Here is a 23,128-nt window from a genome sequence, read left to right on the forward strand (position 1 = left end):
CGGGCCTACGCCGACCGGCTCCTGGAGCAGTTGTCCACCGCCGCGACCGCGGCCGAGCGCGTGCGGAGGTGGCTGGAGCGCGCCGCGCTCGAGGAGGCGGGCCCCGAGGGCCCCGCCGAGGAGCTCAACCTGAGCGTCCCCAGCCTGCGCAGGGCCCCTCCCGCCATCCCCTGGTCGGCGGCGGAGGGCGGGCTCAGGCCTGCGTGGGGTCCCCGGGGATCGGGTGCACCTCGACCGGGTCGCTGCCGGGCGTGCCGCCCGGGCCGGGGCACGCCGATGCCCGGGCGGCGATCTCCAGGGCCCGGTCCTCGCTCTCGACGTCGACCACCCAGTACCCGGCCAGGATGTGTCCGCCGGCCTGGCCGGGCCCGGCCGTCACCTGCGGCCGTCCGTCGCTCCCGGCCCGCACCGTCTTGACCAGGGAAGGACCGCCCAGCCCCTGCCCGTCCACCCACTCCCCCGCGGAGGTCAGGTCCTCGTTGAGGGCGTTCATGTGGGCGAACATGGCCTCCATGTCGTCCTTGGAGTACGACGACATGACGGCGTCCCACTGCTCGACCGGCACGTTCATCTGGATCATGTACTTCATGTTCCTCACCCTTCCCGGGCTGCTCCTGGGGCTGGCTTTCAGCCTTCCGGAGAGGTAGACCGCCGGCCACCGGAGAACTCATCGGTGCCCGCCGACCCGGGAGCCTGTCTGGACGGCCCTGCCGTCTACGGCTTCAGGTGAGGGGCCTCTGCCTCCAGGGCGAACGCGTGGCCGGCCGGGTCCGCATAGCGCCGCACGGTGGTCCGGCTGCCGGGCGCGGCGCCGTCGTCCTGCGCGGTCATCGGGCGGGCCCCGAGGGCCACGGCCTCGCGTTCGGCCTCGTCGAGGTCCTGCGCGTCGACCAGGATCAGCACGTGGGCCTGGTGGGAGCCTTCCGGGAGCGGCCAGCTCGGCGGTACGTGGGACGGATCGCGGCGGATGCCGAGCACCGCGCCCGTGGGGCCGGTGACGAGGAGGAGTTCCCCGTCGCCGGGCGCCGGTTCCACCGTGGCACCGAGCAGGTCGGCGTAGAACCGTGCCAGCAGCTCGGGCTCGGCACTGTCGAGGACGAGAACGGTCGTCTTGGGTACGGTCATGCCCGGCGTTTGCCCTGTGTCGGCGTCCGTACGCGGGGAGTTGCCGAGGGAGCGGGAGCCAGGGGGGAGCGTTGAGGGGTCGTCAGGTCCGGCACGGCTTCGGTACGGCTCCTGTCATCCCGCCCGGCCAGGAGGCGTTCGCCTCGGGCGCCGGCGCGAGGACCACCCGGGGCAGGGCGTCGGGGTGCTTCTCGGAGAGCCAGGCGATCAGTTGCTCCCGTACGGCGCAGCGCACGGTCCACAGGTCGTCGGCGTCCTTCGCGGTGACGATCGCGCGCAGGACGATGGTGGACGGGGTCGTCTCGGTGACGGCGACGTCCCAGCCGCGGCCGTCCCACTCCCGGCAGTGGTTCAGGATCTCGTGCACCTTGTCGCGGATGAGGTCAACGGGCGCGCAGTGGTCGCAGTGGAAGAAGACGGTGCCGGTCATCTGCACGCCGCCCCGGGACCAGTTCTCGAAGGGGCGGGAGGTGAAGTACGAGACGGGCATGGTGATGCGGCGTTCGTCCCAGGTCCGTACGGCGAGGAAGGTGAGGGTGATGTCCTCCACCACTCCCCACTCACCGGCGACCACGACCGTGTCCCCGATGCGCACCATGTCGCCGAAGGCGATTTGGAAGCCGGCGAAGAGGTTGCCCAGCGTCGACTGGGCGGCGATGCCCGCGACGATGCCGATGATCCCGGCTGAGGCCAGCATAGAGGTACCGAGCGCACGGAAGCTGGGGAAGACGAGCAGCATGGCCGCGACGGCGACGACCGCGACGACGGCGGTCACGACCCGCATGATCAGGCTCACCTGGGTGCGGACCCTGCGCACCCGGGCCGGGTCGCGGGTGCCGGTGGCGTAGCGGGCGTACCCGGTCTCCACGGCGGCGGAGGCCACACCCACGACGAGCCAGGCGCCCGCGCCGATCAGGGCGAGCGAGAGGATCCGGCCGACGGCTGCCTGGTTCTCCTGGAGCGGCTGCCACGCCGTCTGCCGGTAGGCGCCCCTGAGCACCGCGGCGAGCAGCACGATCTGCAACGCGGGGAGGCAGCGGCGCAGCTTGTTCCACAGGGGCGTCTCCGGGTGGCGGGTGTCGGCCCGGCGCAGCAGCAGTCCGGCGGCCCATCCGGCCACGACGGTGAGCAGGACCGAGCCGCCCAGAACGGTCAGCAGGCGAAGAACGGTGTTCATGTCTCCTCAGCGGTTGTCGGGGGCATGGACTGCCCCCGCGCCTGCCCACCAGCGGCGCGCCGACACGTCGCCCCACGCATGGCCCCGGCCACCTTCGGGCACGTGCGTTCCGTGACAGGGATCCCGAACACCGCATCGCGCGGCACAGGCCGGCTCGCCGAAGTCGCGGTCCGCACCCGCGGCGCGCTCGCGCGTACGGCCGTGCGCGTCTGGACCGACAACGTCGCCGACCAGGCAGCGGCACTCACCTACTACGCGGTCCTCGCGCTCCTGCCCGCCCTCGTCATCGCGGTCTCGCTGGTGGGGCTGCTGGGCGGGGCCACGCGCGACCGGCTGGTCGCCGAGCTCACCTCGTACGCGCCGCCCCAGTCGGCGCAGGTGCTGCGCGAGGCGCTCGACGGGCTCTCGGCGGCGAACACCTCGATCTGGTTGCTGCTTGCCAGCGGTGCCGTGAGCGCGCTGTGGTCGGCGTGCAGCTATCTGGCGGTGTTCCGCCGCGCCCTGCACACGATGCACCGGGTGCCCGACACGCGGCCGCCGCTGCGGGCGGCGCACACGCTGCTCATGACGGCCACGCTGCTGCTGGTCCTGCTGGTGGCGGGCGCCGCCGGGCTGGTCGTGTCGGGGCCGGCGGCCCACTGGGCCATGCGGACCGCGGGCGCGGGGTCGGGCACCGTGCACAGCGTGGCGCTGCTGCGCTGGCCGGTGCTGCTGGTGGTCGTGACCCTGCTCGTCCTGGTGCTCTTCCGTACCGGCCCGGCGCAGACCCGCGGCAAGCGCCGGGGCCTGCCCGGCGGCGTCCTGGCGACCCTGCTGTGGCTCGCCGCCTCGGGGCTCTTCACGCTCTACACCCAGCTGGACACCTACGGCCGGCTCTACGGCTCGCTGGCCGGGATCGTCGTCTTCGTCGTCTGGCTGTGGTTCGCCAACCTCGCCCTGCTCACGGGCGCCCAGTTCAACGCGGAACGGGCCCGGGACCGGGCCGGCAGGGCGGCGCCGGGCGGCCCGGCAGGCGCTGCGACACCCTGAACCGACGGACCAGCGGCCCCGGGGGCCCCGCCGACAGTAGCGTGACCGCATGCGCACATGGACGGGCAAACCGTATCCCCTGGGAGCGACGTACGACGTCTCCGGGACGAACTTCGCACTGTTCTCCGAGGTCGCCGAGGCCGTGGAGCTGGTTCTGCTCGACGACGCGGGGCACGAGACCCGCGTACCGATGACCGAGATCGACCGGTCCGCGTGGCACATCCACCTCCCGGACGTGGGCCCCGGCCAGCGGTACGGCTACCGCGTGAGCGGCCCCTTCGACCCGGCCGCCGGGCACCGTTGCAATCCGGCCAAGCTCCTCCTCGACCCGTACGCGACGGCCTTCGACGGGGCGCTCGACCACCACGAGTCGCTCTACGGCCACCACTTCGCGGACGGCGCGGAGCCCAACACCCTGGACAGCGCGGGCCACACCATGCTGTCCGTGGTCACCGACCGCGGCTTCGACTGGGGCGACGACCGGCCGCCCGGCCACCCGTACGCCGAGAGCGTCATCTACGAGGGCCACGTACGCGGACTCACGCGCACCCACCCCGCCCTGCCCGAGGAACTGCGCGGCACCTACGCGGGCATCGCCCACCCCGCCATCCTCGACCACCTCACGGGCCTGGGGGTGACCGCGCTGGAACTGATGCCGGTGCACCAGTTCATCCAGGACGGCCACCTGGCGGAGAAGGGCCTGTCCAACTACTGGGGCTACAACACCATCGGCTTCTTCGCACCGCACAACGCCTACGCGGCCGCGGTGGGCCGCGGAGCGCAGGTCACCGAGTTCAAGCAGATGGTGAAGGCGCTGCACGCGGCGGGCATCGAGGTGATCCTCGACGTCGTCTACAACCACACCGCCGAGGGAAACGACAAGGGTCCCGTCCTGGCGTTCAAGGGGATCGACAACGCCGCCTACTACCGTCTGGTCGACGAGGACCGCTCCCAGTACTACGACACCACTGGCACCGGCAACAGCCTGCTGATGCGCCACCCCAACGTGCTGCAGCTCATCATGGACTCGCTGCGCTACTGGGTCCAGGAGATGCACGTCGACGGCTTCCGGTTCGACCTCGCCGCCACCCTGGCCCGCCAGTTCCACGAGGTCGACCGGCTCTCGGCGTTCTTCGACGTCATCCAGCAGGACCCGGTGATCAGCCGCGTCAAACTCATCGCCGAACCCTGGGACCTCGGCGAAGGGGGCTATCAGGTCGGCAACTTCCCGCCCCTGTGGTCGGAGTGGAACGGGCGCTACCGCGACGCCGTGCGTGACTACTGGCGCGGCGCCGACGGCACGCTCGGCGAATTCGCCGCCCGTATCACCGGCTCCGCCGACCTGTACGAACACGACCGGCGACGCCCCCTCGCCAGCGTCAACTTCGTCACGGCGCACGACGGGTTCACCCTGCGCGACCTGGTGTCCTACGACCGCAAGCACAACGAGGAGAACGGGGAGGACGGGCGGGACGGCGAGGACCACAACCGGTCCTGGAACTGCGGAGCGGAAGGCGAGACGGACGACCCCGGCATCCTGGCCCTGCGCGAACGACAGCAGCGCAACCTCATGACCACGCTGATCCTCTCCCAGGGCATCCCGATGATCAGCCACGGGGACGAGCTGGGCCGTACCCAGGGCGGCAACAACAACGCCTACTGCCAGGACAACCCGACCACCTGGATCGACTGGAACGTCGACGAACCCGGTCGGCGGCTCCTCGAGTTCACCTCCGGCCTCATCCGGCTGCGCCGCGACCACCCGGTGCTGCGGCGCCGGCGCTTCTTCTCCGGGCGGGCCGCCGGACACACCGGCCGGCTGCCCGCGGACGTCGAGTGGCTCCGCCCCGATGCCACGCCGATGGAGGACGAGGACTGGACGTGGCCGAAGGCAGGCGCGCTGACCGTGTTCCTCAACGGCGAGGCGATCACCGAGCCGGACCGCTACGGCAACCGGGTCACCGACGACTCCTTCCTGCTGATGTTCAACGGCTCGGACACGGTGATCGACTTCCGCCTGCCCGGCGAGCGGTTCGCCGTCCGCTGGACCCAGCTGGTCGACACCGCGAGCACCGACGCCCCGGACGAACGGGAGTTGAAGGCGGGCAGCACGCTGCGGCTGGAGTCGTTCAGCACCGTGGTCCTGCGCAGCGCTCGGGAGGATGCGGCGCCGGACGAGAGGTGAGCTCTGCGCACGGCTCCGGGACGGGCGCTGTCTCGGGGGACCGAGCCGGTTCGCCCGGGCGGCCCGGCCCCGCGCCGCAGCTCGCGTGCGGACCGCCGGCAGACAGCCGGTACCGGACCGGATGGACGGGCCGGAGCTGGGCAGCAGCGGAACATGGCTGTCCTACGAAAGCTCGCCCGTCCCCTACTCGCCGCCCCGTTCCTCACCGGCGGGCTGCGCACCCTGCGCCGCCCCGAGGCCGTCGTGGAGGTCGCCCAACCCGTCGTCCGGGTGATCGGGAAGTACGCCCCGGCCCTGGCCGGGGATCCGCGCCAACTGGTACGCGTCACCGGCTCGGTCCAGGCCGCGGCGGGTCTGATGCTCGCGACGGGGCGCGCCCCGCGCCTGGCCGCGCTCGCGCTCGCCGCCACGCTGGTGCCGACCTCCCTCGCCGCACACGCCTTCTGGACGGTGGAGGAACCCGAGGAGCGCGCACGGCAGCGCGCTCACTTCCTGACCGACCTCTCCGCGCTGGGAGGGCTCCTGATCGCCGCCGCGGACACCCACGGCAAGCCCTCCCTCGCCTACCGCTCCCGACACGCACTCGACCACCGGCACCCGGTCCAAGCCGTCCGCCGCCCCGCCGAAGCGGCGGCGGCGAGTACGGTCAACCGGGCCAAGGCCGTCACCGGCTCCCTCACCGGCTCCCGCTGAGGGCGGGCCGCATCGGCTGCCGCGGGGCGGGCCCCGCGGTCGGCACCTCCACGGATCGCACGTCATCCGGGTCCCGGCGCCCGCCGCCGGGACCCGACCGGAACGACGAGGAGCACCACATGGCAGACGACCACCGCACCGCCACCGCCCATCGGCGGTCCCTCGGCTCGTTGCTCCGGCCCACCGCGCTCTGCCCGCGGCTTTTGATCCGGACCCTGGCCGACGTCACCCGCAGTACGCGGCACCGCCGTACCGCGGGCACCCAAGCCGTCTGCCCGACCGCGGCCGAGCACCGCTCGTGCCCCGTGCGGGAGGACGAGTCCGGATCCGGCTCCGCGAAGGGGCCACGATGCGGGGAGAACCTCCCGGATGCCCCCGATCCTCGTGAACGAGCCCACGAGGCAGTCGTGTCCCGGACCACCAGCCCCGACGACCTGGCCTCGCTCCTCGCCATGCTGGACCTGCGGCCCGGCCCGGACGGCACGAAGCCGCGCACCGGGGACCGCGAAGGCCACCCCGGGCGCGGCGACGGGTAACCGGGGGCCCGAGCCCGATGGCTCGGGCCCGGCCCCGGTTCAGTTCGCCGATCGGGCGCGGGCCCGGGCCGCACGGCGCTTGGCGGCCCGTCGTTCCTCCTCGCCCATGCCGCCGCACACACCGATGTCCTGACCGGCTTCGAGGGCCCACCGGAGGCACTCCTCCACGACGGGGCAACGGCGGCACACCGTCTTGGCCTCCTCGACCTGGAGCAGGGCCGGGCCGCTGGATCCCACCGGGAAGAACAGATCGGGGTCTTCCCACCGACAGGCGGCCTCGTGGCGCCAGTTCATCGTCATTCCTCCATCCGTTTCGACCGGTTCCTTCCCTACCCTCCTGGCCGGTGGCGGCCGGTCTATGCAGGCGGGGAGCGACCGCTTCTCCATTGCGGCCTGTTTGTTCAACGCACGCTGCCGGGGTAGGCGGGTGACATGTTCAGCCATCGGAGGGTGCGTACAGCCGTTGTTCTGATGATCAGTTGGGTGGTGATGACGGGAGTGGAACGGGTGGTCGAACACGCGCCGTGGCAGTCGGCCTTCCTGAGGGGGCTGGTGTGGGCGGGCGTGGTCACCGGCGCGTGGTGGTTCGCCGAGTGGACCCAGGTACGGCCGGTGCGGGCTACCGTGGCATCCCACAACGAGAGTCAGCCTTTGCCGGCCGACAGGAGGCAGCAGTGACCACCTACGTCATCACCGTGCCGGGCACGTTCCTGAGGGACGTCGACGATGCAGCCCGCTCCCAGCTGGCGCGGCGCCTGGCGCCGCACCACACGGACTTGAGCGAGGCGGAGGAGGTGGAACTGCTGACGGTCCACGAGGACGGTACCTTCTCCGTCCGGCTCGAAATCGAGGCCGCCGACCGGGCCACGGCCGAGGACGACGCCGTCCGCCTGGCCGGCGGCGCCCTGCGTGAGCTGGGGTTCTCGGAGAAGGACGCACCCCTGGGGCCTCCGGCCGTCACGGGTATCGAGGGCGAGTTCTGAGACCGGCCGCGACTTTCGGTGAAGTGCGCGAACGCCTGAGGGCCGCCACCCGTGCGGGTGGCGGCCCTCAGGCACGTTCCGGTCCGCCCGCCCGGGAAGGGGCGGGGCCCGGCCGTGCGCACCGTGCGGGTGCGCGACGGGTCGCCCCGGTCAGCTCTCCGCGCCGGTGCGGCGCATCCGGGCGGCGAGCAGCAGGCCGGCGCCGGCGACGAGTGCGGTACCCGCGCCGCCCGCGATCAGGGTCGTGCCGTCGCCCGCGCCCGTGCTGGCGAGGGCCGCACCGCTGCCGCCCTGGGCGGTGACGGCGGCGTTGCCGGAGCCGCTGCCGCCCGCCGTACCACCGTTGCCGGAAGCCGGTCCGGAGCCGTTGCCCTGGCCGTCCTTCTCCTTGTCCTTGGCGGCTTGGTCCTTGGCGGCCTGGTCCTTGGCCGCCTGGTCCTTTGCGGCCTGGTCCTTTGCGCGGGCCTCGTGCTGACCGGTCTTCAGGAACTCGGCCCGCTCGGCGGCGGTGCCGGCCAGAGCGGCGAGGCCCGCCTTCACGAGCTCCGGCCCACCAGCGTCGATGATCTTGGCGATGGCGACACGGTTGTCCTGATCGCGCAGCTCGTACTGGGTGACCTCGAGGAAGTGGCGCAGCTCGGCCGGGGTGGGCGACCCGTTGAGGAGCTTGCTGATCGCCTCGCTCAGAATCGGGCCCTGCCAGCCTTCGTCGATGCGCGCGAGCTCGACCCGGTCGTCCGAGGCCTGGGCGAGGAACCGGCCCGTCTTCAGGAAGGCGGCGCGGTCGGCGGGGGTGCCCTTGAGCGCCTTCTTGCCGGCCTCCTTCACCGCCGGGCCGCCGGTGCCGATCAGCCGCGAGATCTCGACCTTGTTGTCCTCGTCGCGCAGCTCGTGCTGGGTCACCTCGTAGAAGTGGCGCAGCTGCTCCAGGGTCACCCCGTCCCGGAACATCTTGTCGATGCCTTCCCGCAGGCCGGGGCCGGCCTCGTGGGCGAGACGGGCGATCGCCACGCGGTAGTCGTCGATGCGGATCCTGTGCTGGTCGACCTCGATGAACTTCCGCATGGCCTGCGGGCCGTCGGCGATGGCCTGGAGGCCGGCCGTCTTCATGTACTGGCTGGCCATCGGGTGCGCGATGATCTCGAGAATGGTCTTGCGGTCGTCTTCGGCCTGGTCGGGCACGGACTGGTCGGGCACGGACCGGTCCGGCGCGGTCGGGCCCGGCTGGTGGCCGGCGGCCGGGGCGTCCGAACCGGCGGCGAACGCCGGTGACGCGATGAGGACGGCCGGAGCAAGAGCGGCCGTGGTGACCGCTGCGGCGATCCGGGACAACTTCACAGACAAAACCCCCTGGAAACGATTCTTCATCCCGTGAGACCCGTGACCTGGGCCAACGGTTGTACTGATACGTCAACTTTTTCGCCCGCCGCCCGGTGCACGCCGGCATCGCGCCGAGGGCTGTCCGCCCTCGCCCGCCGTCAGTGGCGCTGGCTACCGTAGGCGTCGGAAGATCGGGCACGGCGAACGGCGGACGGTGGCGGTATGGGCGGGGAACAGGGGCCGGGGACGGTCGTGGAGGTGGCGTACGCGCTGGCGTGGGATCTGGAGGCCCGTGCGCCCTGGCGGCCGCTGTCCGTCAAGGCGGCGCGGGAGCGGGATGTGGCGGGGCTGCCGTATGTCGTGACGTACCGGATTCCGGGGCAGGAGGTTCCGCTGGAGGTCCGGCTGGTCTCCTGGCGGGACCACTACGTCGGTCTGTGGGCCTACGACGACCAGGGCCGCCGCACCGACGAACTGGACCTCCGGCTGCTGGACGACCCGACGCGGCTGCTCAGCCGCCGCACCCGCAAGTGGCGCTACAGCGGACCGGAGATGGCGGAGTTCGACGACGCGTGCTCCCGGTCGGAGATGGAGCTGTTTCCGAACGGCAAGGGATCCGTCTCGCACGAGCCCGAGGGTGCGGGCGGAGGCAGACTGGTCACGCCTCCCCGCGCCGACACGCGGCGTTGGCAGGGCCGACCCGACTTCGACGACTGGCCGGTGGTCGCCGCTCGCCGGCGCGGGCTGCCGGAACCGGTGACCCTCCGGGCCGCGGAAGTCACCTCCACCACGCCGGACGACAGCTCCGGTGCCCCCGCCACCTGCTGGCGGCCGCCCCGCCCAGCCCAGCCCGGACCGCTCGACGCATTCTTCCGGCCCGGGACGCGGCTGAGCGACGGGTACCACCTCGAGATGACCGTCGTGGAGCCGCGGCAGACCGGGACCCTGTCCGTACCCAGCGGCCTGCTGGCCGTATCCGGGCCGGACGATCTCCACGGCGAAGGGCCCGCCATCACGGTTCCCGTCCCCCCGGGGACGCACGTGCTCGAAGAAGGCCTGGTCCAGGCCGTCTACGACTGCGAGTGGAGCAAGGGCCGGACCACGCGCACGGCCACCACGGCGGTCCGGCTGCGCGTCGGCGAGACCCCAGCCGAAACATGGGAGATGGGCCTCGGGCGGGACGACGACCCTCGGCTCCTCGTGGAGGACGAGGTGTTCGGGTTCAATACCGACGGCGCGACCGGCTGCTTCGCCGACGCGGGGGCCTGGGCTTCGCTCCAGGAGCTCTTCGAGCGGCACCTCGTGCGGGGAGAGCCGGGCGCCGGGGAGGACATCAGCGATTCCATGTACCTCCTCCGCACGCGGGACGGGGCCTCCGGCGGCGAGCTGGTGGCCTTCGCGACGACCGGCGACGGCACCTACCCCGTGTGGGTGGGGCGTTGTGCGGACGGGGAGGTGGCCGAGGTGGTGGTGCTGGTGGACGGGATGCCGACGGTCCTCGACCCCGACGGCGCCGACGAGGTCGAGGCACAGGTGACGGCCTGAGAACGGCCCTCCCGGTGCGCGGGGACGGGCCCCGGGTCGGATGGGTCGGCCGTGATCAGGACGTACTGGAACGAGCCGCATGCAGGCCTCCTCGATGCCAACCGGGAAGGCCGCGCAACGGCCGGTCCTCGTCCCCGAGAAGGTGGAGGTGCCGGCGGGGGCCCATGGCCGGCCCGGCTCTCCGCTCCCGAAGTACTGGGCCCAACCCGGGCGTTCAGGCATGATCTGCGGGACGGAAGGGGCGGAGGGCGTGCCTGCCGGAACACGGACTGGGGGCACGGAATGGAGTGGGGAACGCTGGTCGCCACGCTGGGGGGCGGTCTGATCGCGATAGGCGGCACGGTGCTGGCCGACCGCCTGCGCACCCGCCAGGAACACCGCCGCGGCCTTCAGGAGCGCCGCCGCGACGTCTACACGGAGTTCATCGCGGCGGCGGGCGCGGCCCACACCGAACTGCGCCGCCTCGCCCAGGACGGCGCCGGGGAGACCGATCTGGAGCAGGCCAGCCGCGCGGCCCTGGCGGACGCCCGCATCTACGAGGTGCGCGAGCGGCTCTTCATCGACGCCAGCGCCCGGATAGCGGGCCCGGGCCAGACCATGTTCGAACACCTCCGCACCCTCCGGAAGGCGGTCGCCGCGGGCGCCGGCACCTCGAGCCCGGCGTTCCACGAGATCTACCACCCCTACCTGGATGCCGTCTGGGCCTATCGCGCGGCCGTCCGCGAGGAATTGGAGGGCCAGGCCCTCACCCCGACCGACTTCGGCTGGTCCGCATGGGACGGCCGGGAGCGCTGCCCGATCTGCGGCCGGCGCGAGGCGGACACGGCGTCCACGCAGCGGTGACCCCGGGAAGGCCGGGTCGCGCTCGTGATCGTCGCGGGCGGCGTTCGCGGTCCTCGGTGACCGTCGGAAGAGCAGCCAGGCGCGGAAGGTCGGGGCTGTCGATGAAAATGCCTCGACACCGGTCACGGTGGTCGGGGACGCTTCGCGCGATGACCAGAATCAACGACACGGCGCCCGCGTGGGACGAGCGCACCCAGCTCACCACGTTCCTCGACTACACACGTGACACCGCCCGCGCCAAGCGAGCCGTCCGCGACGGCCTCCACGTCGATCTGCGCTGGATCCTCCTCCACCTCACCGAGGAGACGGCCCGCCACAACGGCCATCTGGACATCCTGCGCGAGATGCTCGACGGCACGACCGGCCACTAGACGGCGGCCCCGGGCGCCGCAATGGGCACGGCGTGCGCCGACCGGGCCAATGCAAGGTCAAGGAGTCCGCCGGCCGCGCGATCGGCAACGACCGCATGACCGCCGGCACCGACGCATTCCGCTGAAGCGCCGCACCGGCAGCCCCCTACCGGAGCCGCGGCCCCGCAGGTGGAGGCAGGACCGCTCCCGCCGTACGGTGGAAGCAGGCGGCCGGGCCTTTGAGCGGCCCCCGACCGCCGAACCAGTGGGCACCTGCCCCTACCTCCCCCTCCGAGCAGGTGCCCACCCGCACGCGGGGAGACTGCCGCTCTGTGACGTCCCGCCTCCGGCCCGGCACGCCACGTCACCGCGGAGCGGACCTCTTCGCAGCGCGCGGCGGCGGGAAGGCGGAGGCGTCGCGCAGGTTGCCCCGACCGCCAGGACTACAGCGGGTCTCCGAGGGGCCCGTACTCCTCTTCCAGGTTCGCGGCCCAATGGGCGGCGAAGTCGGGTTGTGTGCCGTCGGCGTCGGTGAAGCCGTACTCCCGGTACAGGCCCCAGGTGGCCAGGGCCCGTCCGGTCTTGGCCATGATGCCGGGGTCTGCGGCCAGGGCGGCGACGGCCCGGCCGAGGTAGGCCGGGGTCTCGGAGTGGGCGAAGTTCGGGTCCCGGGCCACGCCATCGCGCCAGTTGGCCTCGGTGACACCGAACTGTTCCAGCATGGCTTCCGAGCGCAGGAAGCCGGGCGTGACGGCGACGGCCGCGACGCCGTGGGGCTTGAGCTCGGCGGCCTGGGCGACGGCGAGGCGGATGACCGCGGACTTCGCCAGGTCGTAGAAGAACGTACCCCGGTAGCGGGCGGTGTTGCCGTCCGTGACCTCCACGACCAGGCCGGTCTTGCGGCGGACCATGAGGGGGAGGGCGAACCGGCTGGTGATGACGTGGGTCTCCACCGCCTGCCGCAGTAGCCTCAGACCGGTGTCCAGATCCTGCTCCCACAGGGGGTGTTCCCAGTCGGTCAGCGGGTCCCCGCCCCATACGGAGTTGACCAGGATGTCGAGCCGTCCGTCCTGTTCGGCGGCGATCCTGTCGGCGAGGGCCCGGACCTCGTCGGGACGGCTGTGGTCGGTTCGGGCGGGGATGCCCCGACCGCCTGCGGCGGTGACCTGCTCGGCCGTCTGCTCGATGGTTTCCGGGCGATCCAGATCGGAGCGTCCGCCCGTACTGCTGCGGCCGCTGACGTACACGGTGGCGCCGGCGGCACCGAGCTCGACGGCGATGCCCCGTCCGCCGCCCCGGGTACCGCCGGCGACCAGGGCCACCTTCCCGGCCAGCGGGCGTGTGTCCGTCGTCATGACTCCTCCAGAGGGTGGCTGCGCCGGGTCGGCAGGTGGGGGGAAAGCGCCGTGTCGAGCTCTTGCCGGAGCCGCTGTTCGAGGGTGCCTTCGCGTTCGAGTGCCCAGGTCAGGCCGGCGCCGGCGAGGGCCGCCTGTACCGTGCGGGCCAGTGCCGCGGCATCCGTGTCGGCGCGGAGCTCGCCCGCGTCGGCCGCCTCCGCCAACAGCTCCTCGATGCCCCGCCGCTGGGTGAGGTGGATGGCCAGAGCGCGTTCGTACAGCTGCGGATCGACGAGATCCGTACAAAGGAATGCCAGATGGTGGGCGAAGCTCTCGGGCGTGGCCATCGCCGCCACCGATTCCACCGTCAGCGCCGCCAAGGCCGCGAGGGCCGAGGCGTGCGCCTGACGTGCCCGCCCCGTCATCAGGCTCGCGTCCTTCTCGGACTGGTCGGCGAGGGCCAGAAGCAGACCGTGCTTGGACCCGAACCGCTGCACAAGGGTGCCCGGCACCAGCCCGACCTCGCGCGCCACGGCGGCCAGGGTGAGGCCCATCGGCCCCACCCGGCCCATGACCTGCGCCGCCGCACGCAGGATCACTTCATCCTCGACCCCTCGGGGACGACCCATCACCGCCGCCAATCATTAGTAAATGCTTGTTCATTTATTAAAACGCACCGGGGTCGTCCGTGACAACCTCCGACCCTGGCCCCGACAGCCCGCGTGGGAGCTGGTGTCACGTCACTCACCGGCGCCACGCATGCTCCGGGGCCGCCACCGGATACGGGAGCGGCCCCGGCGCTGCTGTACCGGCGGCCCGCCCACGCGCGCGACCGGCCCCACCCGTCGCCTACTCCGCGGCGGCCCGTCGAGCCGTGATGAGCAGGTACTCCCAGTCCATGCCGCCGTCGGCCAGGTGCCGCGAAGCCAGGTCGTCGAGGGCCGCGTCGAGCGCGGCCACCCGCTCGGGGTCCTCGGTGATGAAGCGGTAGGTGACGATCGTCGGCCCGTAGCAGGCCTTGAAGAACTCGCGGAACTCCTCCGGCCGCGCGAACCGGTCGACGCGCAACCGCTGCCGACGGGCGTCGACGTCACCCACGCGGTCCCCGAGCAGGGCGCGGACGTGTTCCGGATCGCCCCACAGGGGCGGCGGCTGTGCACCGGGCGGCGGCGGGGGCGCGTAGGGGCGCATCGCGGCGAACATCTGCCCGATGAACCCCTCCGGGGTCCAGTTGATCAGGCCGATGGTGCCACCCGGACGGCAGACCCGGACCAGTTCGTCGGCGGCCTGCTGGTGGTGCGGGGCGAACATGACGCCGACGCAGGACATCACGGTGTCGAACTCGCCGTCCGCGAAGGGCAGGGCTTCCGCGTCCGCTTCCCGCCAGTCCAGCCGGACGCCGCGCGTCTCGGCGAGGTGGCGTCCGACCTCCAGGAGCTCGGGGGTGAGGTCGGAGGCGACGACGTCGGCGCCGGTGAGGGCGGCGGGGATCGCCGCGTTCCCGGATCCGGCCGCGACATCGAGGACCCGGTCGCCCTGCCGGACGCCGCACGCCCGCACCAGCTCGCCACCCAGCCCGTGGATGACGTGCGTCGCCACGGAGGGGTAGTCGCCCAGAGCCCACATCGCACGGTGTTTCGCCTTCAGGCCGTCGGGGGCGGCATTCTCGTTGCTCATGTCCCTATACCTGTCCACTGCGGCGGCCCTGGGACCAGGGCCAGGAGGGTGACGTTGCGGAGCCCCGTGGCCCGGAGGCGGCTCCGTAAGCGGCCCGCCGCTTGGCGGATCCGAGAACCGGGCGCCCACCCCGCCCGCGCGCCACACCGCACACCTCCGTGTCGGCATGTCAACGTCCGGGACTGGCCGTCAAAGCCGTGCCGCAGCCGCTGCAGTAGCGGGCGTCCGCCTCGATCGCGTGGCGGTGACAGCGGCCGCACACCCGGTGCAGCGCGCACGGCTGGGGCGGCGCGGCAGGGGTGGCCCGTCCGATGCGCATGCCGCGGCGCCGCCGGTGGACAGTCAGGACGAGCAGTCCCTCCGGGCCGGCGAGCAGCGCCCGGGATGTGCCGCGCGGGAGCAGGCCGAGGAATCCGGGGGCCAGCTGAGACTGGGTGCCGTCGAGGGTGAGGGTGCCGGTGCCCGCGACGACGACCATCATCACGTCGACCTCGTCCTCCGTGTGCGGCGCCGCGCCGGCCCCGGGCAGGTGGCGCACCAGGTTCGCGTCCAGCTGCCGGTCGACGCCTTCCAGCCGCCACAGCGCGCCGCTCTGCCCCTGCGCCACCGCCGCGACCAGACCCGCGACCGTCACGAACTCCGCTCCCCGCACATCCTCCATCGCCGTACCCCCCGTGCCCGCACCGAACCCCGCCACCAGCATGATCGCCCACTCGCCGCCGGTCCGGGGCGGAAAGGCCCACGGCCCACGTCCCGCGCTCCGGGGGACCGAGGCGCCCTTCCGGCAGCGCAAGGCGAAGGGCCGTCACCCGCAGGCGGGGTGACGGCCCTCGGCGCTGCGCCGCCCCGCCTCGGCCACCGCCCGGCTTCGCCGCCCCGTCACGCGCGGGATGCCGGGCCCGTCACCTCGCGAGGGGGTGCGCGGAAACCCTCACAGACCAAGGGAAAGATAGTATTCGCCGACTGCGGACAGGTAGTCGTGGTCCGCCGTGTCGCTGTCGGTGGCGAACCGGGGAGCGGCCTTGATCTGCTCCCGGCTGGGTGCGACCTGCACCGTCTGCGCTTCCGCGTCGATGGCGGTGACGGCGCCGGCCGGAATCAGCACGCTCCTGCCGAACACCCACACGCCGGTGTCGACCACCAAGTGCTGCATACCGGTCTGGTCCTGCTGTCGGTCCACGTGCCCGATGACACCGTCAGCAGCCTCCACGGTGAAACCCACCAGCGACTGCCGCGGGGTGTAGCCGCTTGCTTGCCCGAATGTCCACACGGTACCCACTGAGCGATCTCCTCGTCCTCGACAGCCTGCACAGCGGCCTCATCGGCTCGTATCGCCTGCTCTCATTCCCCGGTGCTCGCCGCACATTCGAGGGTCGGTGAGGCCCTCTGCGCCGAACAGGGGCCGCCGGCTCGCCGAGTACCCGATCAGCTCAGCTGCGGGCGGACAGGCCAGGCCCCCCTCTGCGCAGGGCCTGGCCATGACGTTCTGTGACAACTCGACAGGGCTACCTTCGGCGCCAGACGACGAACTGGTGCTCCCGGACGTCCCGGTCGACGTGCCAGCCGGCCGGGGCGTTGCGCCAGCTGTCGGTGGCCGGGGCCTGCTGGTCGGCGAGGGCGAACACCGCCACGTCGGCCTCGGCCGGCACGGGGGCGTTCTTGTTCAGCGCGCGGGACCACACCCGTCCGTCGAGCACCATGAAGGTCATCGTCGCGCGGATCTCCCAGACGAGGCCGTCGTCCATCACCATGCGGTCGCCGGGCCGGATGCCGGCCGCCTCGATGAACCCGGCGGCGATCCCCTGGGTTCCCTTGGTCCGGGGCTCGGTGATGCGCTCGGTGATGGCCGCGCTCGCGACGCCGGCGAACACCGCCAGCGACAGCCCGGCGACGCCGGTGGCGAGCGCGGCCCTGCGGTTGCCGGCGAGCAGGCGCAGCAGCAGGACGACGGCGAGCACGAGCAGCGCGATCACGGTGGTGCGGCCGGCGTGGAAGCCGCCCCAGTCACCGTTCGCGGGCCAGAGGCTGGACAGGAAGGTGGCGTCCGGCAGGCCCCAGACGACGAAGTAGGACTTGACGAGCTCGGCGCCCGCCAGGCGGAGCAGCACCGCCAGGAGGACCAGGGTCACGGCGGACGCGGCCGTGCCGAGCGCGGCGATCTTCTTCCAGCCGCGGACGCGGTAGAGCGCCGCCATCGCGACCAGGATGTACACCGGGGCCAGCGGGGAGAGGTAGCGGGCGTAGGTGATGGTGTCGATCCGGCCGTCGGCGGGCAGGCCGGCGGCCGCTGCCAGGGTGATGCCGGCCAGCAGCGCGACCATGAGGAAGGCGACCACGCGATCGGCCAGGCCGAAGCGCTTGCTGAACACCACGTACACGCAGACCACCAGGGCCAGCGCGCCCAGGCCCCACGTGGAGGTCATGAAGTACCAGAGGTGGCCGACGCACCGCATGACGGTGCGGCGCATCAGCTGGGTGTTCGCCAGGGTGTCGAAGACGGCGTTGCCGACCTCGCTCGGGCGGGCGCCGTCGATCCGTGCCATCAGCCAGGCGGTCATCAGCTTCTTGACGACGAACATCACCCCCAGCGAGGCCAGCGCCAGCGCACTGGCGACGCGCGGTGCCCAGTTGAAGGCCAGCGCCGCCAGCAGCACCACGGCGGTCAGTGCGATGATCACGCCGCCGCGGTCGTGGGTGAGCAGGCAGTACCCGGCGGCGAGGCCGGCCAGCAGGCCGAACCAGACCCTGCGACGCCCGCTGCCCTCGGAGAACAGGCCGTGCACACCGATCAGCCACAGCAGCACCAGGACCGGCAGCGGGGTGTCGGCCATCGCGTACTGCGTGTAGAAGAGCACCGTCGGCAGCGTCGCGGCGGCAACGCCGACCGCGTACGAGACCGGCCGGGAGACGTTCAGACGGCGCAGGGCCCAGTACGCGAGGGGGAGCATCAGGCAGCTGACGAGGGCGTTGATGCCCATGATCAGGTGGTACGCGTGGACCGGTTCCTGGGTGAGGCGCAAGGCCGGCGATATGAGCAGCGAGTACCCGCTCGGGATGATCTGGTCGCCGGGTATCTCGGTGGTCGGTCTGCCGGCCAGGAACCTGGCCATCACCAGGTACATCTGCTCGTCCGGGGAGACCGTCGGGTGGTCCTGATCGGTGACCAGGGAGAGCCGGAAGAGCACGCTCAGCGCGTATCCGACGGCGAGCGCCGACGGCACCACCCAGCGGGCGTGCCACCATCCCGCGCGGGAACGGCCCTCCGCCAAGGGATCCCCGGCGTCCCGGGCGCCTTCGGTCCCGGCGGGCGAGGGGGTCAGTTGCGTCATAGTCAGGTTTCCGTGAGATGTGTGCTTTGGGCAGCGCCGGATGGCTCGCCTTGCTGCTGTGGAGGAGACCGCGGAACCGGGAATCTCTCCCCGATGCAGGCTCCTCCAGGACACACGGTAGGCCCTGGCCTGCGTCGGCGTAGCACTGGATCGTGATCACACGGAGGGTCACGACGATCTCCCCGTCGTGCGGGCCGGTGCTGGCAGCGGCGCCGAGGCCTGCCCGCCCCACCGGCAGCCGCCCCTCCCGCTCGCGGCACGTCCGGGGCTTCGGCTAATGGAACCCGAGGAAGCAGCGGATCCTGACCGCGGCGTCTGCGAGCGGTGCGTCGCGTGAGCCCTCGCGGCCGACCGGCAGAGCAGCTCACCGGGCTTCTTGTTTCGAGAGAGAGACCCTGGGCAGACGACCTGGCATCACGACGGCTATCGGGAGGGCTTATGTCCGGACTACTCGCAAAGATCAAGCAGTTCAGCCGCACCCCGCAGGGGCAGCGGACGATCGCTTCGGTGCGGCGTGCGGCTTCCGACCCGCGGAAGCGGGAGCAGGCCCGCGGGCTGCTCGGGCGCCTTCGGAGCAAGCGCTGACCTCGGCCCGGGGCGCCTCGGGCGGTCGGGCCCGGGCGGGCCGGGCCGGGATGCCAGGGGTCACGGCGCGGCCGGCCCCCTCCCCGTAAGCGGCGGCCCCGCCCCCGAAGGGCGGGGCCGCCGACGGGATCGTGCGTCAGGCGGTACAGCGGATCATGATCAGCGGGCGGTTCGCTGAGTAGTCCGCCCAGAACTCCTCGCCGTACTTCTCCACGCCGGCGTCGGAGACATCCAGCGGAACCCACTCGATGCCGGTGAACCCGGCCGCCGTCAGCGTCTTCTCGTACGTCTCCGCCGACGGCGTGGTCGCCTCGAAGGAGACGGGCGGGTCCAGGAGGGCCGTGATGCGGGTCCCCAGGCCGATCTCGTTGTCCTTGCCCGTCGCCTCGCAGAGGAACCCGTACTTCTCCAGCGACGGACCGCTGAAGTCGTAGGCCGGGTTCTGCACGAACAGGAAGAACGAACCGCCGGCGACGAGGCTGCGCCGGATGTTGTGCATCATCCGCTCGATCTCGGCGACGTGGCTCGCGTAGTTGAATGCCTGGACGGCCACGGCGACGTCAAAGGGCTCGTCGAAGGTCCGCAGAGCGGCCGTGTCCCCGACTTCGTAGGCGATGCCGAGGGGCTCGGACTCCTCACGGGCGTTGGCCGCGTCCACCATCGCGCCGGAGATGTCGAACCCGAGCACACGCGACGCGCCGCGGCGCTTGAGTTCACGGCTGTAGAAGCCGGTACCGCATGCGATGTCGAGCACGGACTTGCCCGTGACGTCGCCGACCAGGGCCAGGAACCCCGGTACCTCGGTGTACTGAATGATGGGCAGGGTCTTGAAGCCTTCGAATGCTTCGCCGATTCCGTCGTACAACTGACCACTCATCGTGGTGGATCCCCTCGATTTGTGGCGTCGGCTCTCAGAACGAGCCGCGGCCCTCGGCGGGAAGTCTCCCCCCTCATCCCTGGGACTTCGTACTGGTGGAAGGCACAGAGATACGGGGGGAATTCCTGAGGTGCGTCCAAGTGGGGCCCGGGAGTGGACCCCGCGCCAGGATCAAGCGGCCCTGAGGGCTTCGGCTCCCAGGGCTCGTATCTCGGCCAGCAGTTGGGCGTTGGCGATGCCCTTGACGAGGTATCCCGCGACGCCGACCGCGGCCATCTCGGTGCGCGGGCCCTGGTCGCCGTAAGCGGAGAACGCCAGGACGCGGGCCCCGGGGACGGCGCGGAGGATCTGTTCGGCGGCGTACGGGCCGCCGCCGGGGAAGCGCACGTCGAGCACCACGACGTGCGGCCTCCGGACGGTGGCGAGCCGGATGGCCTCGTCGGCGTCGGCCGCGCTGCCGGCCAGGACGAGGTCGGGCTGGGCCTCGATCACGTCTGCCAGCGCCGTGCGCAGCATGGTGTTGTCGTCGCAGATCAGCACCCGCACGGGGGCGCTGGGCGTGGCCGGCGGGACGGACGGGGTGTGCGGGGTCACAGCGGCCCCTGGGAGGCGGTCAGGGAGTCGAAGCTCTTGACGGGTCCGGGTCCGGGTCCGGATCCGTACGGACCGGGCAGCGGTTCGTCCAGTTCGCCGGTGGGCAGGTCGGGCACCCAGAACTCGACGGTCGTGCCGGTACCGGGCTCGCTGCGCAGGGTCCACCAGCCGCCGGCGGTCTCGGCCCGCTCCCGCATCTCCATCAGCCCGAAGTGCTCGCGCAGCCGCCGGGGGGCCGCCGCTTTGCCGATGCCGTCGTCTGCCACGCGCACCCGCAGCCCCTGGTTCTCCGTCGTGACGCTGACCCGTACGGTGCGCGCTCGGGCATGTTTGCGCACGTTGAGCAGCGCCTCCTGCACGATACGGAAGATGGTGATCGCGGTCTCGGGGCCCGGTTCCTTCTCCACGTCGTGTTCCAGGGCGGGCTCAAGGCCCCAGTTCCCGGCCACCACGTCGTTGAGGTGCTGGGAGAGCGACTCGATCAGGCCGTGCCGGTCGATGCCCGGCGGCTGGAGCCGGAAGGTGAGACTGCGCAGACGGCCCACCGCCTCGCGCACCGACGCGTCGAGCTGCGAGAGTTCACGCGCGTACGGCTCGCCCGCCTGGTCGGCGAGGAGCTGGAGCCGCATGCCCACGGCGACCATGGCCTGGATGGAGTCGTCGTGCACGTCCCAGGCGATGCGGCGGCGTTCCAGCTCCTGTGCCTGGACCAGGTGCGTGAACAGGCGACGGCGTTCGGTGAGCGCCTGCTCGGCGGCTCGGCGCTCGGTCATGTCCCGTGTGACCTTGCCGAAGCCGCGCAGTTCGCCGGTCGCGTCGAAGAGCGCGGTGATCACGACGTTGGCCCAGAAGCGGGAGCCGTCCTTGCGGATGCGCCAGCCCTCGTCCTCCAGCCGGCCGTCGGTGATGGCCGTCTCGAGCTCCAGGTGGGGCTTGCGGGCGGCGATGTCCTCGGGCGGGTAGAAGACCGAGAAGTGCTTGCCGATGATGTCGCCGGCGCGGTAGCCCTTGATCCGTTCCGCGCCCGCGTTCCAGCTGGACACGTGGCCTTCGGGGTCGAGCATGAAGATGCCGTAGTCGAGGACGCTCGTGACCAGCAGGGTGAAGGCCGTCTCGGTCGGCGCGAGGACGCCGCCCTGTCCGGCGCGGTCGCCCTGTCCTGCGCGGTCGTTGTTGTCGGTCATCGGAGCAGGCCTTCACGGCGGGCCACGGCGACCGCCTCCAGTTGGGAGCGGGCGCCGAGCTTCTCCAGGACCCGCTGGACGTGGTTCCTGGCGGTGTTGAGGGCGACGCCGAGCCGCCGGCTGATGTCAGCGGTGCCCAGGCCGTCGCCGAGCAGGCAGAGGGTCTCGCGTTCGCGCGGGGTGAGCGTGGCGCCCAGGCCTGCGGTTCTGCCGGCCAGCCGGTCGAGCGCCCCGCTGAGCAGGCCCTTGCTGAAGGCCACTTCGCCCGCCGCCACGCGGCGTACGCCGTCCTGGAGTTCGGCGAGGTTTCCGGCCTTGAGGATGAGCCCCGAGCCACCGGCCTCGGCGACGCGGGCGGCGAGCGCCGGTGTCCCTTCGCCGGTCAGCACCAGGACCCGGGTGCCGGGTGCGGCGGCCTTGAGCGCGGCGATGGCGGCGATGCCGTCGCCGTCGGGCAGTCGCCGGTCCAGTACCACCACGGCGGGGCGCAGCCGGATGGCGTCGGCCAGCGCGTCCCGCAGGGACAGGCTGCGGCCGACCACTTCCAGGTCGTCGGTGCGGTCCAGGGCGAGCCGGATCGCCTCGGCCACCATGTCGTGGTCCTCGACGAGGAGGATGGTGATGCGCTCTACCGCTGCGCCCCGCACGGTGTCCGGCGTGGTCTGCGGTGTCGAAGGCATCACACGGTCCTCGGGGGTAGGCGGGGCACGCCGTCGGCGAACAGGTCGTCGACGCCGGTGAGAGCGAACAGTCGGGCCACCTGCGTGCGGGCGCCCTCCACCTGCAGCTCCGTGCCGATCCTATCCGCTGTGGCTCTGGCCTCCATCAGCACGTGGAGCCCCGCACAGTCGCAGAACCGCAGGCCGCGCAGATCGAGCACGACACGTTCGGGCCGCCGCGCGAAGCACTCGGCGACGGCGGCACGCAACTGAGCGGTGGCGTCCAGGTCCAACGCGCCGACGAGCCGCAGAGCGACCACGTCGTCGCCGAGTGCGGTGCTGATGTGGAACACCGGGCGGCCGGTCACGTTACGTCTGCTTTCATACGGCAGCCCCCAGCCTGGGTAATGGGCACCAGTCAAGAGTAGTGAATCTGCACTAGAAAGGAACCCGTTCTCCTCACGGGCCACCTCGGTGTGGCCGGATCAGCGCAACCGCGTGTGACAGCGTGTGACATCAGATGCCCGAGAAGGCACAGCGGGGGCCGCGACCCGTGAACGTTTCGAGCGGGCTGGGTACCCTGCTGTGCGGGGAAACGCCGAGGGCCGGCGTCCCTACAGCGCTACGTGCTCCCAAGGCAGCGGCGGGGCACCCGAGCGGCAGGCACGCAGGGAAGGGGCATGGGGTTGGAGCTCCCGTCCGCCGTTCCACAGGACCCCCGTCAGGCGGAGGTGCGCGTGGACTTCGACGGCGCACCCGGCTGCATCGCCGAAGCGCGGGAAACCGCCGCCGTGTTCCTTCGCCACCACGCCGCGCAGCCCGCCCGCCGTACCTTTCACGACGACGTCCTGCTGGTCGTCTCCGAGCTGGTGACCAACGCCGTCCGCCACGCGCCCGGGCCCTTCGTCCTGGAGATCGGCCTGGTTTCCGGCGGGATCGAGATCGCCGTGCGGGACACCAGCCCGCACCCCCCGCACTCCCGGCCTCCCGACCGGACCGGCGGACGCGGGTGGGGCATCATCCAGACCCTCGCCCGCCGGGTGCGGGTCGTCCCCCGCCAAGGCGGCAAGACCGTCCACGCGGAGCTGGCCTGGTAGCTC

The 23,128-nt window shown here is 72.1% G+C and carries 26 protein-coding genes; 10 read left to right on the top strand and 16 right to left on the bottom strand.

The window, feature by feature from the left end:
* Positions 1 to 193 precede the first annotated feature (193 nt).
* The 3 genes from BGK67_RS03745 to BGK67_RS03755 form a co-directional block, all read right to left on the bottom strand.
* Positions 194 to 589: a YciI family protein gene (locus tag BGK67_RS03745; RefSeq protein WP_069918545.1), complete on the bottom strand. Its 396-nt coding sequence runs from the start codon at positions 587 to 589 to the stop codon at positions 194 to 196.
* Positions 590 to 714: 125 nt separating this feature from the next.
* Positions 715 to 1,125, bottom strand: coding sequence for a VOC family protein (locus BGK67_RS03750; RefSeq protein WP_069918546.1), 411 nt, complete (start codon positions 1,123 to 1,125; stop codon positions 715 to 717).
* 82 nt (positions 1,126 to 1,207) lie between these two features.
* The gene (locus BGK67_RS03755) at positions 1,208 to 2,302 is read right to left on the bottom strand and encodes a mechanosensitive ion channel family protein (protein ID WP_069918547.1); all 1,095 of its coding nucleotides are present in this window, start codon (positions 2,300 to 2,302) and stop codon (positions 1,208 to 1,210) included.
* Positions 2,303 to 2,404: 102 nt separating this feature from the next.
* Here BGK67_RS03755 and BGK67_RS03760 point away from each other — a divergent pair, with 102 nt between their 5' ends.
* From BGK67_RS03760 to BGK67_RS03775, 4 genes are all read left to right on the top strand, one after another.
* The gene (locus BGK67_RS03760) at positions 2,405 to 3,331 is read left to right on the top strand and encodes a YihY/virulence factor BrkB family protein (protein ID WP_244291136.1); all 927 of its coding nucleotides are present in this window, start codon (positions 2,405 to 2,407) and stop codon (positions 3,329 to 3,331) included.
* Between the two features lie 49 nt (positions 3,332 to 3,380).
* Positions 3,381 to 5,516, top strand: coding sequence for a glycogen debranching protein GlgX (gene glgX, locus BGK67_RS03765; RefSeq protein ID WP_069918549.1), 2,136 nt, complete (start codon positions 3,381 to 3,383; stop codon positions 5,514 to 5,516).
* A 153-nt stretch (positions 5,517 to 5,669) separates the two neighbouring features.
* Entirely contained in the window at positions 5,670 to 6,209 is a 540-nt protein-coding gene (locus BGK67_RS03770) for a DoxX family protein (protein WP_069918550.1), read from the top strand.
* A 119-nt stretch (positions 6,210 to 6,328) separates the two neighbouring features.
* Positions 6,329 to 6,745 carry a hypothetical protein gene (locus BGK67_RS03775; protein WP_069918551.1) on the top strand — a complete coding sequence of 139 codons (417 nt, stop codon included), beginning with the start codon at positions 6,329 to 6,331 and terminating at the stop codon, positions 6,743 to 6,745.
* Between the two features lie 39 nt (positions 6,746 to 6,784).
* On the opposite strand, the gene BGK67_RS03780 is transcribed toward BGK67_RS03775, so the two are convergent.
* The gene (locus tag BGK67_RS03780) at positions 6,785 to 7,039 is read right to left on the bottom strand and encodes a WhiB family transcriptional regulator (protein ID WP_069923605.1); all 255 of its coding nucleotides are present in this window, start codon (positions 7,037 to 7,039) and stop codon (positions 6,785 to 6,787) included.
* Between the two features lie 138 nt (positions 7,040 to 7,177).
* Between BGK67_RS03780 and BGK67_RS03785 the strand changes: the two genes are divergently transcribed.
* Together BGK67_RS03785 and BGK67_RS03790 are read left to right on the top strand one after the other, a co-directional pair.
* Positions 7,178 to 7,423, top strand: a complete 246-nt coding sequence (locus BGK67_RS03785; protein WP_069918552.1) for a hypothetical protein — start codon at positions 7,178 to 7,180, stop codon at positions 7,421 to 7,423.
* Positions 7,420 to 7,728, top strand: coding sequence for a hypothetical protein (locus tag BGK67_RS03790; protein ID WP_069918553.1), 309 nt, complete (start codon positions 7,420 to 7,422; stop codon positions 7,726 to 7,728). Before BGK67_RS03785 ends, BGK67_RS03790 begins: the two co-directional genes overlap by 4 nt.
* A gap of 150 nt (positions 7,729 to 7,878) precedes the next feature.
* Here the strand turns inward: BGK67_RS03790 and BGK67_RS03795 are convergent, their stop codons facing one another.
* The gene (locus tag BGK67_RS03795) at positions 7,879 to 9,066 is read right to left on the bottom strand and encodes an ALF repeat-containing protein (RefSeq protein ID WP_069918554.1); all 1,188 of its coding nucleotides are present in this window, start codon (positions 9,064 to 9,066) and stop codon (positions 7,879 to 7,881) included.
* Positions 9,067 to 9,270: 204 nt separating this feature from the next.
* Between BGK67_RS03795 and BGK67_RS03800 the strand changes: the two genes are divergently transcribed.
* The 3 genes from BGK67_RS03800 (at position 9,271) to BGK67_RS03810 (ending at position 11,807) form a co-directional block, all read left to right on the top strand.
* Positions 9,271 to 10,593, top strand: a complete 1,323-nt coding sequence (locus BGK67_RS03800; RefSeq protein ID WP_069918555.1) for a DUF4241 domain-containing protein — start codon at positions 9,271 to 9,273, stop codon at positions 10,591 to 10,593.
* Positions 10,594 to 10,875: 282 nt separating this feature from the next.
* A complete protein-coding gene (locus BGK67_RS03805; RefSeq protein ID WP_069918556.1) occupies positions 10,876 to 11,436 on the top strand; it encodes a CchlQ in 561 nt (186 codons plus the stop codon).
* Between the two features lie 149 nt (positions 11,437 to 11,585).
* Positions 11,586 to 11,807 carry a mycothiol transferase gene (locus BGK67_RS03810; RefSeq protein WP_069918557.1) on the top strand — a complete coding sequence of 74 codons (222 nt, stop codon included), beginning with the start codon at positions 11,586 to 11,588 and terminating at the stop codon, positions 11,805 to 11,807.
* A 422-nt stretch (positions 11,808 to 12,229) separates the two neighbouring features.
* Here the strand turns inward: BGK67_RS03810 and BGK67_RS03815 are convergent, their stop codons facing one another.
* The 11 genes from BGK67_RS03815 to BGK67_RS03865 form a co-directional block, all read right to left on the bottom strand.
* Complete coding sequence (locus BGK67_RS03815; RefSeq protein ID WP_069918558.1) at positions 12,230 to 13,141, bottom strand: SDR family oxidoreductase; 912 nt, start codon at positions 13,139 to 13,141, stop codon at positions 12,230 to 12,232.
* On the bottom strand, positions 13,138 to 13,722 hold the full coding sequence (locus tag BGK67_RS03820) for a TetR/AcrR family transcriptional regulator (RefSeq protein WP_244291137.1): 585 nt from the start codon (positions 13,720 to 13,722) through the stop codon (positions 13,138 to 13,140). The genes BGK67_RS03815 and BGK67_RS03820 overlap by 4 nt, the downstream gene beginning before the upstream one ends.
* A 250-nt stretch (positions 13,723 to 13,972) precedes the next feature.
* Entirely contained in the window at positions 13,973 to 14,800 is an 828-nt protein-coding gene (locus BGK67_RS03825) for a class I SAM-dependent methyltransferase (RefSeq protein WP_069918559.1), read from the bottom strand.
* A gap of 169 nt (positions 14,801 to 14,969) precedes the next feature.
* The gene (locus BGK67_RS03830) at positions 14,970 to 15,434 is read right to left on the bottom strand and encodes a hypothetical protein (RefSeq protein WP_244291138.1); all 465 of its coding nucleotides are present in this window, start codon (positions 15,432 to 15,434) and stop codon (positions 14,970 to 14,972) included.
* 297 nt (positions 15,435 to 15,731) lie between these two features.
* A complete protein-coding gene (locus tag BGK67_RS03835) occupies positions 15,732 to 16,079 on the bottom strand; it encodes a hypothetical protein (protein WP_069918560.1) in 348 nt (115 codons plus the stop codon).
* A gap of 226 nt (positions 16,080 to 16,305) precedes the next feature.
* Positions 16,306 to 18,129 (bottom strand): hypothetical protein, encoded by a 1,824-nt coding sequence (locus BGK67_RS03840; protein ID WP_069918561.1) that lies wholly within the window; start codon positions 18,127 to 18,129, stop codon positions 16,306 to 16,308.
* A 721-nt stretch (positions 18,130 to 18,850) separates the two neighbouring features.
* Positions 18,851 to 19,591: a class I SAM-dependent methyltransferase gene (locus BGK67_RS03845; protein ID WP_069918562.1), complete on the bottom strand. Its 741-nt coding sequence runs from the start codon at positions 19,589 to 19,591 to the stop codon at positions 18,851 to 18,853.
* Between the two features lie 171 nt (positions 19,592 to 19,762).
* Entirely contained in the window at positions 19,763 to 20,185 is a 423-nt protein-coding gene (locus BGK67_RS03850; protein WP_079153996.1) for a response regulator, read from the bottom strand.
* Entirely contained in the window at positions 20,182 to 21,369 is a 1,188-nt protein-coding gene (locus BGK67_RS03855; protein WP_069918563.1) for a PAS domain-containing sensor histidine kinase, read from the bottom strand. Before BGK67_RS03855 ends, BGK67_RS03850 begins: the two co-directional genes overlap by 4 nt.
* Complete coding sequence (locus BGK67_RS03860) at positions 21,366 to 22,049, bottom strand: response regulator transcription factor (RefSeq protein WP_069918564.1); 684 nt, start codon at positions 22,047 to 22,049, stop codon at positions 21,366 to 21,368. The genes BGK67_RS03855 and BGK67_RS03860 overlap by 4 nt, the downstream gene beginning before the upstream one ends.
* Entirely contained in the window at positions 22,049 to 22,381 is a 333-nt protein-coding gene (locus tag BGK67_RS03865; RefSeq protein ID WP_069923609.1) for an STAS domain-containing protein, read from the bottom strand. The genes BGK67_RS03860 and BGK67_RS03865 overlap by 1 nt, the downstream gene beginning before the upstream one ends.
* A 327-nt stretch (positions 22,382 to 22,708) precedes the next feature.
* Between BGK67_RS03865 and BGK67_RS03870 the strand changes: the two genes are divergently transcribed.
* Positions 22,709 to 23,125 carry an ATP-binding protein gene (locus tag BGK67_RS03870; RefSeq protein WP_069918565.1) on the top strand — a complete coding sequence of 139 codons (417 nt, stop codon included), beginning with the start codon at positions 22,709 to 22,711 and terminating at the stop codon, positions 23,123 to 23,125.
* Positions 23,126 to 23,128: the final 3 nt, after the last annotated feature.

Origin of the sequence: Streptomyces subrutilus (assembly GCF_001746425.1) — a bacterium.
GTDB lineage: Bacteria > Actinomycetota > Actinomycetes > Streptomycetales > Streptomycetaceae > Streptomyces > Streptomyces subrutilus_A.

Coding starts and splice junctions, on each gene's coding strand:
- BGK67_RS03815 (WP_069918558.1), bottom strand. CDS start 13,141: ATGACGACGGACACACGCCCGCTGGCCGGGAAGGTGGCCCTGGTCGCC.
- BGK67_RS03870 (WP_069918565.1), top strand. CDS start 22,709: ATGGGGTTGGAGCTCCCGTCCGCCGTTCCACAGGACCCCCGTCAGGCG.
- BGK67_RS03825 (WP_069918559.1), bottom strand. CDS start 14,800: ATGAGCAACGAGAATGCCGCCCCCGACGGCCTGAAGGCGAAACACCGT.
- BGK67_RS03860 (WP_069918564.1), bottom strand. CDS start 22,049: ATGCCTTCGACACCGCAGACCACGCCGGACACCGTGCGGGGCGCAGCG.
- BGK67_RS03855 (WP_069918563.1), bottom strand. CDS start 21,369: ATGACCGACAACAACGACCGCGCAGGACAGGGCGACCGCGCCGGACAG.
- BGK67_RS03805 (WP_069918556.1), top strand. CDS start 10,876: ATGGAGTGGGGAACGCTGGTCGCCACGCTGGGGGGCGGTCTGATCGCG.
- glgX (WP_069918549.1), top strand. CDS start 3,381: ATGCGCACATGGACGGGCAAACCGTATCCCCTGGGAGCGACGTACGAC.
- BGK67_RS03755 (WP_069918547.1), bottom strand. CDS start 2,302: ATGAACACCGTTCTTCGCCTGCTGACCGTTCTGGGCGGCTCGGTCCTG.
- BGK67_RS03840 (WP_069918561.1), bottom strand. CDS start 18,129: ATGACGCAACTGACCCCCTCGCCCGCCGGGACCGAAGGCGCCCGGGAC.
- BGK67_RS03770 (WP_069918550.1), top strand. CDS start 5,670: ATGGCTGTCCTACGAAAGCTCGCCCGTCCCCTACTCGCCGCCCCGTTC.
- BGK67_RS03780 (WP_069923605.1), bottom strand. CDS start 7,039: ATGAACTGGCGCCACGAGGCCGCCTGTCGGTGGGAAGACCCCGATCTG.
- BGK67_RS03845 (WP_069918562.1), bottom strand. CDS start 19,591: ATGAGTGGTCAGTTGTACGACGGAATCGGCGAAGCATTCGAAGGCTTC.
- BGK67_RS03745 (WP_069918545.1), bottom strand. CDS start 589: ATGAAGTACATGATCCAGATGAACGTGCCGGTCGAGCAGTGGGACGCC.
- BGK67_RS03810 (WP_069918557.1), top strand. CDS start 11,586: ATGACCAGAATCAACGACACGGCGCCCGCGTGGGACGAGCGCACCCAG.
- BGK67_RS03800 (WP_069918555.1), top strand. CDS start 9,271: ATGGGCGGGGAACAGGGGCCGGGGACGGTCGTGGAGGTGGCGTACGCG.
- BGK67_RS03750 (WP_069918546.1), bottom strand. CDS start 1,125: ATGACCGTACCCAAGACGACCGTTCTCGTCCTCGACAGTGCCGAGCCC.
- BGK67_RS03775 (WP_069918551.1), top strand. CDS start 6,329: ATGGCAGACGACCACCGCACCGCCACCGCCCATCGGCGGTCCCTCGGC.
- BGK67_RS03785 (WP_069918552.1), top strand. CDS start 7,178: ATGTTCAGCCATCGGAGGGTGCGTACAGCCGTTGTTCTGATGATCAGT.